This is a genomic window from Streptomyces sp. CB02009 (assembly GCF_001905825.1).
Taxonomy (GTDB): domain Bacteria; phylum Actinomycetota; class Actinomycetes; order Streptomycetales; family Streptomycetaceae; genus Streptomyces.
In genome coordinates, this window is the sequence record NZ_LIVV01000001.1 from 1,323,547 (window position 1) to 1,336,780 (window position 13,234).

Annotated in this window: 12 protein-coding genes and 1 pseudogene; 5 read left to right on the forward strand and 8 right to left on the reverse strand. The window is 73.0% G+C overall.

Annotated features, from left to right (window positions below; translation table 11 throughout):
• Nucleotides 1-11 precede the first annotated feature (11 nt).
• Nucleotides 12-233 carry a hypothetical protein gene (locus tag AMK27_RS44470; protein WP_445194839.1) on the forward strand — a complete coding sequence of 74 codons (222 nt, stop codon included), beginning with the start codon at nucleotides 12-14 and terminating at the stop codon, nucleotides 231-233.
• A 131-nt stretch (nucleotides 234-364) separates the two neighbouring features.
• Here the strand turns inward: AMK27_RS44470 and AMK27_RS05910 are convergent, their stop codons facing one another.
• From AMK27_RS05910 to AMK27_RS05935, 7 genes and pseudogenes are all read right to left on the reverse strand, one after another.
• Nucleotides 365-3,037 carry a glycosyl hydrolase family 18 protein gene (locus tag AMK27_RS05910; RefSeq protein WP_241847321.1) on the reverse strand — a complete coding sequence of 891 codons (2,673 nt, stop codon included), beginning with the start codon at nucleotides 3,035-3,037 and terminating at the stop codon, nucleotides 365-367.
• Nucleotides 3,038-3,055: 18 nt separating this feature from the next.
• Complete coding sequence (locus AMK27_RS05915) at nucleotides 3,056-4,147, reverse strand: acyl-CoA dehydrogenase family protein (RefSeq protein WP_079188218.1); 1,092 nt, start codon at nucleotides 4,145-4,147, stop codon at nucleotides 3,056-3,058.
• On the reverse strand, nucleotides 4,144-4,458 hold the full coding sequence (locus AMK27_RS42650; RefSeq protein WP_158076902.1) for a hypothetical protein: 315 nt from the start codon (nucleotides 4,456-4,458) through the stop codon (nucleotides 4,144-4,146). Before AMK27_RS42650 ends, AMK27_RS05915 begins: the two co-directional genes overlap by 4 nt.
• A 13-nt stretch (nucleotides 4,459-4,471) precedes the next feature.
• A pseudogene (locus AMK27_RS43465) lies at nucleotides 4,472-4,747 on the reverse strand (MFS transporter); the annotation flags it as partial.
• A 268-nt stretch (nucleotides 4,748-5,015) separates the two neighbouring features.
• Nucleotides 5,016-6,002: an acyl-CoA dehydrogenase family protein gene (locus AMK27_RS05925; protein WP_073903133.1), complete on the reverse strand. Its 987-nt coding sequence runs from the start codon at nucleotides 6,000-6,002 to the stop codon at nucleotides 5,016-5,018.
• Entirely contained in the window at nucleotides 6,002-7,171 is a 1,170-nt protein-coding gene (locus AMK27_RS05930) for an acyl-CoA dehydrogenase family protein (protein WP_073903136.1), read from the reverse strand. Before AMK27_RS05930 ends, AMK27_RS05925 begins: the two co-directional genes overlap by 1 nt.
• Nucleotides 7,171-8,043, reverse strand: coding sequence for an enoyl-CoA hydratase (locus AMK27_RS05935; RefSeq protein WP_073903138.1), 873 nt, complete (start codon nucleotides 8,041-8,043; stop codon nucleotides 7,171-7,173). Before AMK27_RS05935 ends, AMK27_RS05930 begins: the two co-directional genes overlap by 1 nt.
• Nucleotides 8,044-8,088: 45 nt before the next feature.
• Here AMK27_RS05935 and AMK27_RS05940 point away from each other — a divergent pair, with 45 nt between their 5' ends.
• Genes AMK27_RS05940 through AMK27_RS05955 form a run of 4 tightly spaced genes read left to right on the forward strand, consistent with a single transcriptional unit; the run spans nucleotide 8,089 to nucleotide 11,839 of the window.
• On the forward strand, nucleotides 8,089-9,279 hold the full coding sequence (locus AMK27_RS05940) for an acyl-CoA dehydrogenase family protein (RefSeq protein WP_073903140.1): 1,191 nt from the start codon (nucleotides 8,089-8,091) through the stop codon (nucleotides 9,277-9,279).
• Nucleotides 9,276-10,070, forward strand: a complete 795-nt coding sequence (locus AMK27_RS05945; protein WP_073903142.1) for an SDR family oxidoreductase — start codon at nucleotides 9,276-9,278, stop codon at nucleotides 10,068-10,070. Before AMK27_RS05940 ends, AMK27_RS05945 begins: the two co-directional genes overlap by 4 nt.
• Entirely contained in the window at nucleotides 10,067-10,672 is a 606-nt protein-coding gene (locus tag AMK27_RS05950; protein ID WP_073903144.1) for a TetR/AcrR family transcriptional regulator, read from the forward strand. Before AMK27_RS05945 ends, AMK27_RS05950 begins: the two co-directional genes overlap by 4 nt.
• A gap of 9 nt (nucleotides 10,673-10,681) precedes the next feature.
• Nucleotides 10,682-11,839 (forward strand): acetyl-CoA C-acetyltransferase, encoded by a 1,158-nt coding sequence (locus AMK27_RS05955; RefSeq protein ID WP_073903152.1) that lies wholly within the window; start codon nucleotides 10,682-10,684, stop codon nucleotides 11,837-11,839.
• A gap of 171 nt (nucleotides 11,840-12,010) precedes the next feature.
• On the opposite strand, the gene AMK27_RS05960 is transcribed toward AMK27_RS05955, so the two are convergent.
• Complete coding sequence (locus AMK27_RS05960) at nucleotides 12,011-12,943, reverse strand: tyrosine-protein phosphatase (RefSeq protein ID WP_073903154.1); 933 nt, start codon at nucleotides 12,941-12,943, stop codon at nucleotides 12,011-12,013.
• Between the last annotated feature and the right edge of the window lie 291 nt (nucleotides 12,944-13,234).

Here is a 13,234-nt window from a genome sequence, read left to right on the forward strand (position 1 = left end):
CCCACGACCTCGTGGCGGGCCCACGCCCGCAGAGCACGGTGCTCGGCCGTGAGGTGGAGTGCGCCATCGGGATCAGGGCAGCGATGGTGGGGCCCGGCACCACCTCGGCGTACTTCCGGACTCGCGCCGCGCTGCTGACCTGCGTCGACGGACTGGTCTTCGACCGACTGGTCAACGGCGGCGACGTGCCCCGCGAGGCCCTCGACGGCCTGGTCGCCGCCGCGCTGCGCTGAGTCCCGGCCGGTCCGTGCCCCCGGGCAGCCGCTTCGCGCGACGTGGCTGCCCGCGAGATGCCGGCGTCGGTCGTCGCCGACGCCGGCTCCCGAGTCGGGGACGGGGTGTCAGGCCGGGTGGCCGGGAACGGTCAGCCGGCGCTGCCGATCAGCTTCCAGGGCTCGTGGTCGGCGTCGGACCCGGTGCCCGGGGCGCTGCCCCTCGTCTCCCACTTGGCCTTCCAGACCTTGCCGTTGTACGTGACCGTGGTCTGCTCGATCGGCTGGCTCGCCGGGGAGTAGATCCTGGTCGCGTCCCATTTCGCGGCGCCGCAGCCACCGGCGGGCGGTGTCGCCGTGCCGAGTCCCTTGAGGTGGTCGGTCGCCGGCGCGTACGACGTGCCGCCGATCGACAGACTCGTGTTCACCGGACCGGTGATCGGGAGGAAGTAGATGATCGGTACGTCGAGCGACTTTCCGGCCGGGATGATCTGGCAGTAGTCCAGTGTCGTGCTGACCCGGTGGAACGTCGTACCCGGCGCCAGCTTCCACCGGCCACCCTGGGCGCCGGTCTGCCAGTCGACGTCCTTGACCAGCGGTGACGTCGAGGCCGGGATGTCGAACGACAGCTTCGTGTCCTTGCCGCCGCCGAGCGTGCGCCCGGTGTTGTTGGTGATCCGGACGGTCGGCTGCAGCGGCCACAGGTTCGCCGTGGCGGTGGGGTAGCCGACCATCTCGACACTCACGTCGGCCGTCACCGTCGGCGCGGCACCACTGCTGCCGGTGCGCAGACCGGTGTCGTAGGCGCTTGCGTTGCCCAGCTTCTCGTTGAGCCGGGTGGTCAGCGTGTACCCCATTCCGCACGGGGTGTCCGGCTGGATGTCCGCCGGGCAGGAGTAGTCGCCGCCGAGCTCCCACATCATCACGCCGCCCGCACCGGTCGACTTGACCAGATCGGTGACCGCGTCGATGCCCTGCTCGTCCTCGGTCGACAGGAACACCTTCTTCTCGGCGTTCCACAGCCACGAGGTCTTCGTGGTGTCGTCCCAGTGCCGGGTGTACCGGCCGGTGCGCCGGTCGGTGATGTCGGTCTCCGGCTTCAGCCCGACGCCGGGCGCGTAGACCGGCGTGATGTTCTTCTCCAGGTTCTTGGCGTGCCACAGCGGGTTCGTCCCGGAACCGAGCTCGCTGCCGTTGTTGGTCTCGTCGTGCCAGATGTTGTCGATGCCGAAGGCGCCGTCACCGCACGGCCGCTTGATGCCCGTACCCGGCTCGCAGCCGCTCGGCTTCCGCGATGTGCCCCACAGGCCGTTCGTTCCGCCGGAGACGTTCTGCCAGCCGCGCGTGTAGTAGGGCACCCCGATGTTGACGCGCCCGGCCTGCATCGCGCCGCGCAGGTAGGTCATCGCCCAGGAGGTGTTGAAGTACCCGATCCTCCCGTACTCGGGAGTGGCGTACTGATCGGCCAGTTCCGGGTCCTTGCCGTCGTCGAACAGCGCCGCGTTGGGGCCGACGACGTCGTTCCAGGTGCCGTGGTAGTCGTAGGCCATCAGGTTGGTGAAGTCCTGGTGGTCCAGCGCGGTCTGGTTCGCCATCCCGCGGGCCAGGTAGCCGGAGGCCGACGACGCCGAGGTGAGCAGGTAGTACCTGCCGTCCGCGACCGAGGCCCGGTTCAGCGCGTCCCGCAGCGTCTTCATCAGCGCGGTGTACGCCGTGGGCAGGCCCTTGCGCCGGGGGTTCGCCACCGCCCAGTCGGTCGGGTTGCCGGTGTCCTCGAGGACCGTGGGGTACTCGAAGTCGATGTCGGCACCGTCGAACCCGTAGGTCCGCACGAAGTCCACGACCGAGCGTGAGAACGTGTCGATCCCGCCCTGGTTGACCGAGCCGTCGGGGTGGGTGGTCATCGTGTAGAAGCCGCCGGAACCCGCCCAGCCGCCGACCGAGATCAGCGTCTTCACCCGCGGGTGCAGGCGTTTGTACTTCGTCAGCAGGTTGAAGTGCCCCTTGTAGGGCAGCGAGGGATCCATCTCGGCGCCGACCTCGCCGGGCCACTCCTTCCGGGTGGCGTTCGCGTCGACCTTGATCTGGTCGTTCTCCACCGACGCGAAGGCGTAGTTGAGGTGGGTGACCTTCGACCACGGGATGTTCTTCACCAGGTAGTGCGGCGTCCCGTCGGCGCCCGTGCGGCCACCGTTGAAGTAGCCCACGACCCGGCGGTCCCTGCCCTGGCCGAGCCATTCCCGGCCGTCGCTCTGGTAGACCTTGCAGTACGGCGTCGCCACGCCCGGCGTGGGCGCCAGACCCTCGGGCCGGCAGTCGCCCGACGCGGCCGGCCTCGCACCGCCGTCGTCGCCACCGGGGTGCGACTCCATCGGGTCACCGGCACCGCCGTTGACACCGAGATCACCGGCACCGCCGTCGCTGCGGCTGCCGTCGCCGTAGCTCGGCACCAGCCAGCCCTCGATGTCGCCGGCCCCGCCCGCCACGGCCGCCTTGACGGCGGTCCTCGACGTGGGGGAGACGGCCGGATCGGAGCGGACCACGGCGAAGTCCTTGATGCCGTCGCCGTCCAGGTCGGCGAAGCTTCCGGCCCTGCCCTGGAACGGATCGTCGGATCGGACCACGCCCAGCGACTTCCAGCCCTTGGTGACGCCCCACGGTGCGCCGGTGTTCTGCCAGGCGCGGACCTCACCGGTGGAGAACTCGACCCGGACCGTGTCGGCCCTGCCGTCACCGGTGATGTCGGCGAAGGCGACCTGCGCGCCGCGCGCCTCCCCGGGAGTGGCGAATCCCTCGACCTTCTGCCAGCCGCCCGGTGTCGGCATGCCCTTGCCCTTCCATGGTCAGGCGGCGGGCACCCCCGAGGCACCCGGCAGACCCAGGTGGTCCGCCAGGCGGGCACGGTGCCGGGCCGGTGTGCCGAAGAGCTGGGCCGCGCCGTGCGCCCGCTTGAAGTAGCGGTGGGCGTCGTGCTCCCAGGTGATGCCGATGCCGCCGTGCAGCTGGATCATCTCGCCCGCCACCGCCGCGTACGCCTCCGAGCAGGCCGACTTGGCCGCGGCGGCGCAGCGGGGCAGCTCGGGGGAGGCACCCGCGGCGGCGAACGAGGCGCCGAGCGCCGCCGAGCGCGCCGACTCCACCAGGACGTACGCGTCCGCGAGGCGGTGCTTGACCGCCTGGAAGGAGCCGATGGGACGGCCGAACTGGATCCGCTCCTTGGCGTAGGCGACCGTCAGCTCCAGGCAGCGCGAGGCGGCACCGACCTGTTCGGCGGCGAGTGCCGCACAGGCCAGGTCCCGTACGTGCGACAGCACCCGGTCGCCCTCGCCCTCCGCGCCCACGAGCCGCCCCTCGGCCGCGCTGAGCACCACGCGTGCCTGGGTCCGCGTGGTGTCCATCGTCACCGTCGCCTCGCGTGCCACGTCCGGGCGGTCCGCGGTCACCTCGAAGAGCGAGACGCCCGCGGCCGTACGGGCGGCCACCAGCAGCACCCCGGCTCCCGCGCCGTCGAGGACGTGCTCCTTGGTCCCGGTGATCCGCCACCGCCCCGCGGGCCCGGGGACGGCCCGGGCCCGAACGTCCGAGGGCTCCCAGGAACCGCGCTCCGCCCACGCCAGGGCGCCCACCGTCGCACCCGACGCCAGCCCCGGCAGCAGTCGCGCGCACGCCTCCGCGTCGCCCGAGGCGAGCAGCGCCTGGACCACGAGCACCGCGGAGCCGAGGTACGGGACGGGGCTCAGTTCCCGTCCCAGCTCCTCCATCACCACGCCGACCTCCAGGGCCCCGCACCCGGCGCCGCCGTACTCCTCGGGGACGGCGAGCCCCGCCACGCCGATCTGCCGGGTCAGCGGCCGCCAGGCCGCGTCCCCCGCATGGCGTCCGAGCACGGACCGCACCGCGGACCGCAGTTCTTCCTGTTCCTCCGTCAGCCTCACGCCTCTGCTCCTCTCGATGTCGAACGGTTACGGGGCGGCTCGCCCGGCGGCACCGGGTCCTCCGACAGGTCTCTGCCCCGGGTCTCGGCCGTGCGCAGGACGGCCAGCGCCGTCACGGGCCCGCAGACGACGGCGAGCACCGCGAGGGGGGCGCTCCGCGCGTCGCCCGAGGCGGAGAGCAGGCCGCCCGCGAACAGCGGGGTGAATCCGCCGCCGATCAGGGCGGCGAGCTGGTAGCCGAGCGAGGCGCCCGTGCAGCGGACCCGGGTGCCGAACATCTCGGAGAGCAGCGGTCCCAGCGGCGCGTACATCGCGGACTGCACCGCGGCGGAGCCGGTCGCCGAAATGGCCGAAGACCGCTCCGCCGAGTGGGCGGGCCACATAGCCGGCGGCGAGGGTCCCGAAGGCGGCGATCGTACCGACGGCCGGATCGGACTCGGGGAAGAACAGCTCGCCGAAGACGAGCGCGGCCATCGTGCCGTACAGCAGGAAGTCGTAGTACTCGATGACGGTGCCGAGCAGACTCGACAGCGCCACCCTGCGCAGCAGGGCGGGGTCGGAGGGTCTTTCGGGGACGTGCGGGGACGGTGCGGGGGGCACAGCTGACTCCCGGTGCGGTGGGGACGGTGAGGGCGGTGGGGCGGGGAGGGCGAGGGCGAGGGTGAGGGGGCGGGGACGGGGGCACGGTGGGGTCCGGCCGGCGGCGGAGTGCCGGCCGGGGGTGCGGCGCCTCCTGGGTCCGTGGATGCGGCGCCCGCTCCCGATCCGGGGGAGCGGGCGCCGCGCGGGCTGTGAGGTCGCGGGCCGTGCGGGCCGTGAGGACGTGGGGAGACGGACGCCGTGCCGGCCGTGGGGACGAGGGCGCCGCTCAGGACATGAGGACCCGGGCGCGGCAGGCCGCGGGGGTGCCCCAGGCGTCGCGGAGGGGGCGCGCCTTGCGGATCCACAGGGCGAGGTCCAGCTCCTCCGTGTAGCCGACGGCGCCGTGGAGCTGCAGCGCCGTGCGGGCCGCGGCGTACGCGGCCTCGCCCGCCGTGACCTTCGCCGCGGCGATCTCGGCGGAGCTGTGGGGCGCTCCCTCCGCCAGCGCCAGGGCGGCCGAGTGGAGCAGTGGCCGGGCGAACTCCAGGGCGATGAGCGTGTCGGCGAGGCGGTGTTTGACCGCCTGGAAGGAGCCGATGGCGACGCCGAACTGGGTGCGCTGCCCGACGTACTCGACGGTCCGGTCGAGCAGGGCCCGGCCGAGGCCGAGCGACTGGGCGGCGGTGGCCAGGGCGGCGACCTCGGCGGCGTACGCGGCGGCGGCGGTCACCGCCGAGCCCCGCGCCAGGACGGCCCCGCCGAGCGGGCGGGCCAGCCGGCGGGCGGGGTCGGCCGAGGGCTGGACGGGGCCCGCGGTCTCCGCGAGGCGCACGGTGTCGCCCTCGACGACGAGGACGGCGTCGGCGGCGTCCGCGTCCAAGGCGTAGGGGCCGCCGACGGTCGGCACGCACAGGGAGAGGACGGTCTTGCCCGAGGCGATCTGCGGAAGCCAGGCCGCACCCTCGGCGCTTCCGAGCCGGTCGAGGAGGGCCGCCGCGGCGACCGTCTCCACGAGCGGGCCGGGCACGGCGTGGCGGCCCAGCTCGGTGAAGGCGACGGCGAGTTCGAGCGGCAGGGGGCCCAGCCCGTCGTGCCGTTCCGGTACGGCGAGGGCGAAGACACCTGCCTCCGCGAGCCGCGCCCAGAGCGCCCGGCCGGGCGCGGTGTCCCCGGCCGCCCAGGCCCGGACGGCCGCGGGGGTGTCGGCCGCCGTGAGCATTCCGTCGAGCGAGCGGGCGAACTCCCGCTGCTCGTCGTCGAGGAGGAACCGCATCACCGGCGTCCCTTCGGGAGGCCGAGCAGCCGCTCGGCGATGATGTCACGCTGGATCTCGTTGGTGCCCGCGTAGATGGGTCCGGCGAGCGAGAAGGTGTGGCCTTCGGCCCAACTGCCGTGCGCCGGGGCGTCCGTGGCCTGGTCGGACAGCTCTCCGTAGGGGCCGAGCAGATCGAGCGCGGTCTCGTGGAGGGCGATGTCGAGCTCGGACCAGAAGACCTTGTTGAGGCTGGACTCGGCGCCGATCGAGTCCCCGGCGGCGAGCCGTGAGGCGTTGGCGTAGGTGAACAGCCGGTAGGCGCGGGCGCCGATGACCGCGTCGGCGACCCGGTCGCGCAGCGCGGTGTCGGACGGTTCGGCGGTCTCCCGCCACAGCCCGGTCAGGCGTTCTGCGGCGGCCGTGAACCGGCCCGGACTGCGCAGGGTCAGGCCCCGCTCGTTGCCGGCGGTGCTCATCGCGACCCGCCAGCCCTGTCCCGGTGCGCCGATCACGTCCTCGTCGGGCACGAAGACGGAGTCGAGGAAGAGTTCGGCGAAGGCGGGCTTGCCGTCGAGACGCCCGATGGGCCGTACGGTCACCCCGTCGGCGTCCAGCGGGAACATCAGGTACGTCAGGCCCTGGTGCGGTCTTCCCGCGCCGGGGTCGCTGCGGAAGAGGCCGAAGGCGCGGTCGGCGAAGGCGGCCCGGGACGACCAGGTCTTCTGGCCGTTCAGGAGCCAGCCGCCGTCGGTCCGTTCGGCCGTGGAGCGCAGCGAGGCGAGGTCGGAGCCGGACTCCGGTTCGGACCAGGCCTGCGCCCAGATGACCTCGCCGCTCGCCATGGAGGGCAGGACGCGGGCGCGCTGTTCGTCGGTGCCGTGCTCGAAGAGGGTCGGGGCGAGGAGGTTGATGCCGTTCTGGCTGACCCGGCCGGGGGCGCCGGCCGCGTAGTACTCCTCCTCGAAGATCAGCCACTGGAGGACGGAGGCGCTCCGACCGCCGTACGCCTCGGGCCAGGAGACCACCGACCAGCGGTCCGCGAAGAGCTCGCGCTCCCAGTCCCGGTGGGCGGCGAATCCCTCCTCCGTCTCCAGGGAGGGCAGGGGAGTGCCGGGCACATGGGCGGTGAGCCAGGCGCGGGCCTCGGCCCGGAAGGCGTCCTCCGCCGTGGAGAAGTCGAGGTCCATCAGGCTCCCGCCGCCTTCATCGAGCGTATGTCCATGCCGCCCAGCGCGTCAGGGGCGGTCTCGGCGTTGTGCGCGTGCGCGAGGTGGTGCAGCCCGAAGACCGAGTCCATGCCGGTGTGCAGGCCCTGGAGGTCCTCGGCCTGGTTGACGGCGCGCTTGGTCAGGGCCAGGCCCATGCGGGGCATCTCGGCGATGCGGTGCGCCAACTCCATCGTCCTGTCGGTCAGTTCTCCCGGCGGGACGACCCGGTTCACCATGCCGACCTCGTACGCGCGGCGGGCGCCCATCCGGTCGCCCGTGTAGAGGAACTCCTTGGCGATGCGCGGGGGCATCACCCACGGGTGGGCGAAGTACTCGACGCCGGGAATGCCCATGCGGACCACCGGGTCGGCGAAGAACGCGTCCTCGGCGGCGACGATGAGATCGCACACCCAGGCGAGCATCAGGCCGCCCGCGACGCACGCGCCCTGCACGGACGCGACCATGGGCTTGGGCAGTTCGCGCCAGCGGCGGCACATGCCCAGATAGACCTCGGACTCGCGGGCGAAGCGGCTCTCCGCGCCCTTCTTGTCCGAGTGGTCCCACCAGAGTCCGGCCCTGCGGTCGAACGGCAGATGGGCGTCCCGCTCGGGAGTGCCGATGTCGTGGCCGGCGGAGAAGTGCTTCCCCGCCCCGGCGAGCACGACGACCTTGACGCGGTCGTCGTCCGCCGCCCGGTAGAAGGCGCGGTCGAGGGCGTAGGTCATCGCGGAGTTCTGGGCGTTGCGGTAATCGGGCCGGTCCATGGTGACCACGGCCACCGGGCCCTGGCGTTCGTAGCGGACAGGCGCCTTCGGCGCGGGTGTGCCGGACGCGGTGCGGGCAGCGGACATCCGCCCTCCTTCCCTAACAAGTGTTTGGTAGGTTAACGTACGGCCATGAGCAACGTCGAGGAGTTCCGCAGTGAGGTCCGCGGCTGGCTGCGGGCCAACCTCACGGGTGAGTTCGCCGCCCTGCGAGGCCGCGGCGGCCCCGGACGGGAGCACGAGGCGCACGCCGAACGCCTCGCCTGGGAGCGGCATATGGCCGCCGCCGGGTGGACCTGCGTCGGATGGCCCAAGGAGTACGGAGGGCGCGGCGCGACCCTCGAACAGCAGGTCGCCTTCCACGAGGAGTACGCCCTCGCGGAAGCCCCCGCCCGCGTCAACCACATCGGTGAGCAGCTCCTGGGATCCACCCTCATCGCCTTCGGCACACCCGAGCAGCGCGAGCGCTTCCTCCCGCCGATCGTCGCCGTCCGGGAGCTGTGGTGCCAGGGCTACAGCGAGCCCGACGCCGGCTCCGACCTGGCCAACGTCCGGACCCGCGCCGAGCGGGACGGCGACTCATGGGTGGTCACCGGGCAGAAGGTGTGGACCTCCCAGGCGCACGAGTCGGACTGGTGCTTCGTCATCGCCCGCACCGAGCCCGCGGTTCCGGCGGAGCGCGGGGGAGCGGCGAAGCGGCACCACGGCCTCTCCTACCTCCTCGTCCCGCTGGACCAGCCGGGCGTGGAGATCAGGCCGATCGTCCAGCTCACCGGGACCTCGGAGTTCAACGAGGTGTTCTTCGACGGCGCGCGGACCCACGCCTCCCACATCGTCGGAGCCCCCGGCGACGGCTGGCGGGTCGCGATGGCCACCCTGGGTTTCGAGCGGGGCGTGTCCACCCTCGGCCAGCAGGTCGGCTTCCGCCGTGAGCTGGAGGCCGTCATCGCGCTCGCCGAACGCAACGGCGCCGCCGCCGACCCGCTGATCCGCGACCGCATCGCCCGCGCCTGGATCGGCCTGGAGACCATACGGTTCAACGCCCTGCGCATGCTCGGCGGAGTCGCGGTTGGGGCACCCGGCCCCGAGGCGTCCATCGGGAAGATCTTCTGGGCCACCTGGCACCGCGAGCTGGGCGAGCTCGCCATGGACGTCTGCGGCGCCGAGGGCATGCTGGCCGCCGGCGAGCCGTACGACCTCACCGACTGGCAGCGGCTCTACCTCTTCTCCCGCTCCGACACCATCTACGCCGGCTCCAACGAGATCCAGCGGAACATCATCGCCGAGCGCGTCCTCGGCCTGCCCAAGGAGGTCCGTCCATGACCGCCCCGCCCCCGCCTCCGGCCTACGTGCCGGGCCACGCCCTGCTCGCCGGCCGCACCGCCGTCGTCACCGCCGCGGCGGGCGCCGGCATCGGCGGTGCGACCGCCCGGCGGCTCCTCGAGGAAGGCGCCCGGATCGTCGTCTCCGACGCCCACGCCCGCAGACTGAAGGAGTCCGAGGCGGAGCTCGCCGCCGAGTTCGGCGCCGACCGCGTCGCCGCCCTGCCCTGCGACGTCACCGACGAGACCCAGGTCGCCGCGCTGTTCGACCTCGCGGTGGAGCGCCACGGGCGCCTCGACATCGTCGTCAACAACGCGGGCCTCGGCGGCACCGCCGATCTGGCCGACATGACCGACGACCAGTGGGACAAGGTCCTCGACGTCACCCTGAACGGCACCTTCCGCTGCACCCGCGCCGCGCTGCGTCGCATGAAGGCCGCGGGCGACGGCGGCGTCGTCGTCAACAACGCCTCGGTGGTCGGCTGGCGGGCCCAGCGCGGCCAGGCCCACTACGCCGCCGCCAAGGCCGGTGTGATGGCCCTGACGCGCTGCGCCGCCGTGGAGGCCGCCGCGTACGGGGTACGGGTCAACGCCGTCTCCCCGAGCCTGGCCATGCATCCGCACCTGGTGAAGGTCACCACCCCCGAACTCCTGGAGGAACTGACCTCCCGCGAGGCGTTCGGGCGCTTCGCCGAGCCCTGGGAGGTGGCCAACGTCATCGTCTTCCTGGCCAGCGGCTACTCCTCGTACATGACGGGCGAGGTGCTCTCCGTCAGCAGCCAGCACCCGTGAGACCGGCGCCGGAGCGGCGCCGCCAGATCCTGGACACGGCGGCCGAGGTCTTCGCCGCCCAGGGGTACGACGCCACCACCGTCCGCCGCATCGCCGACGCGGCCGGCATGCTCGCGGGCAGCCTCTACTACCACTTCGACTCCAAGGAGTCGATGCTCGACGAGATCCTCCGCGCCTTCCTGGACGAGCTGTGGGCCCGCTACGACGCCGTGCTGGCCGCGCGGCTCGGCCCCCGGGAGACCCTGGAGGCCCTCGTCACCGAATCGTTCCGGGAGATCGACCGGCACCGCGCCGCCGTCGCCATCTACCAGAAGGAGTCCGGGCACCTGCGGGAGCAGCCGCGCTTCGGCTACCTCGCGGGCTCGCAGCGCCGCTTCGAGGAGGCCTGGCTCAGGACCCTGGAGCGCGGCGCGGCCGCCGGGGTCTTCCGTACCGAGCTCGACGTCCGGCTCACCTACCGCTTCGTGCGCGACACCGTCTGGGTCGCCGCGTCCTGGTACCGGCCGGGCGGTCAGCACAGCCCGGAGGAGATCGCCCGCCAGTACCTGTCGATGGTGCTGGAGGGCGTGGCCCTCCGCGACAGACACCGTACGCACGAATAAGGAGTGACCATGGCCGAGGCCTACATCGTCGAAGCGGTAAGGACCCCGGTCGGCAGGCGGAACGGCGGGCTGTCCGCCGTCCACCCGGCCGACCTCGGAGCACACGTCCTGAAGGTGCTCATGGAACGCTCGGGCGCGGACCCGGCCGCCGTCGAGGACGTCGTCTTCGGCTGCCTGGACACCGTCGGGCCGCAGGCAGGCGACATAGCCCGCACCTGCTGGCTGGCCGCCGGACTCCCCGAGGAGGTGCCCGGCGTGACCGTGGACCGGCAGTGCGGCTCCTCGCAGCAGGCCCTGCACTTCGCCGCGCAGGGCGTCCTGTCCGGCACCCAGGACCTGGTCGTCGCGGGCGGCGTCCAGAACATGTCGATGATCCCCATCGCCTTCGCCAGCCGTCAGGCGGCCGACCCGCTCGGACTGACCGACGGGCCGTACGCCGGCTCCGAGGGCTGGCGCGCCCGCTACGGCGACCAGCCGGTCAACCAGTTCCACGGTGCCGAACTCATCGCCGCCAAGTGGGGCATCTCGCGCCTGGACATGGAGGAGTTCGCCCTGCGCTCGCACCAGCGGGCCGCCCGTGCCATCGACGAGGGCCGCTTCACCCGGGAGATCACCCCGTACGGGGACGTCACCACCGACGAGGGACCGCGCCGCGACACCACCCTGGAGAAGATGGCGGGTCTGAAGCCGCTGGTCGAGGGCGGCCGGCTGACCGCCGCGGTCTCCTCGCAGGTCTCCGACGGGGCCTCGGCGATGCTGATCGCCTCGGAACGCGCCGTACGGGAGCACGGCCTGACGCCGCGCGCCCGCATCCACCATCTGTCCGTGCGGGGCGAGGACCCGATCCGCATGCTGTCCGCACCCATCCCGGCGACGGCGTACGCGTTGAAGAAGGCCGGGATGACGCTCGACGACATCGACCTGGTGGAGATCAACGAGGCCTTCGCCTCGGTCGTCCTGGCCTGGCTGAAGGAGACCGGCGCCGACCCGGACAAGGTCAACGTCAACGGCGGAGCCATCGCCCTCGGCCACCCGCTCGGCGCCAGCGGCACCAAGCTGACGACCACCCTGCTGCACGAACTGGAGCGCACCGGCGGACGCTACGGCCTGCAGACCATGTGCGAGGGCGGGGGCCAGGCGAACGTGACGATCATCGAACGTCTTTGACGCGGCCGTCCCCGCCCGACCGGTGCGTCCCCGCCCGGCCGGTGCGGCCCCGCCCGGCCGGTGCGGCCCCGCTCGGCCGGTGCGGGAACGTCCCGCCGGTGCGGAGACGCCCGACCACAAGGGTCCGCCGGGGTGCTGTCACCCCGGCGGACCCTTGGCGTGGAGGTCCGGTCACCGCACCAGGAGCGCGCGGAGCCTCGCCAGGGTCCGGGCGTCCAGGCCGAGACCTTCCGTGAGGTAGGCGTGGAAGGTGCCGTAGTCCTTCCGGATCTGGTCCAGGGCCGCCCCCAGGTAGTCGGCGCGGACCTCCTGCAACGGGACGAGCAGCTCCGGATTCTCCATGTAGCCGCCCTGCTTCAGCCCCTCACGGACCTTGCGGTCCGCCTCCGCGCGGTACGCGTTCGACAGGAGGTAGTCCCGCTCGGCGGTCCTCGACGGAACGCCGACGGCGCGCAGGAGGAGATAGCCCATCCAGCCGGTGCGGTCCTTGCCCGAGGTGCAGTGGAAGAGCAGGGGAGCCGCCTTGCCGTGGGCGATGTCCCGCGCCGTCGCCGCGAACTGACGGCGGCCGGCCTCGTCGGTGACGAAGGCGCGGTAGATGTCCCGCATCAGCCGCTCAGCCTTGCCGCCACCGAGCAGCTCGCGCTGTCTGACGGGGTCCTTGGACGCGATGGCCGTCGTCGTCATGGCGTAGAGGCCCAGGTCGGCCACGGGGCGGGCGGTCGGGACGAGCCCTCCCGGGAGACGGTCGGCGCCGTCCCGGGCGACCTCCTCCGGGGTGCGGAAGTCGAGCACGGTGCGCAGGTCCAGCGCGGAGAGGGCCACGAGGTCGGCGTCGGTCAGCCGGCCCAGGGCATCTCCCCGGAACACCTGCCCGTAGCGGACCTGACGGCCGTCGGAGGTGCGGTGGCCACCGAGGTCGCGGACGTTGACCGCGCCCTGGAGCGGGACGGCCCGGACAGGGCCGGGGTGGGCGTGGTGGGAGGCGGAGGCCGAGGTGGCGGACGCCGCGGGGGCGTCGGCGGCGGCGAGGACGGGCAGACCGCCCAGGACGACGGTGGCGGTCACCACGGCGGTCGCACGCCGGACGGGGAAGGCACGCATGCATCTGCTCCAAGGGGTGTGGAAGGGGTGTGCGGGGAAGGTCACCGCAGGGTCACCGGGAGGTGAGGAGTGCGGTGGGGTACGGAGAGACGTCGCTGGGTACGGGGCAGCGCCGCCGGGCATGGTGAGGCGTCGCTGGGTACGGGGCAGCGCCGTCGGGCACGGTGAGGCGTCGCGGGGTACGGGCCAGCGCCGCCGGGCACGGTGAAGCGCCGTTGTGTACGGAGCCGCGCGGTCGCGCGCAGTGAAGCGCTGTTGCGTACGGGGCACCCGCGTCGCGCGTACGGAGGC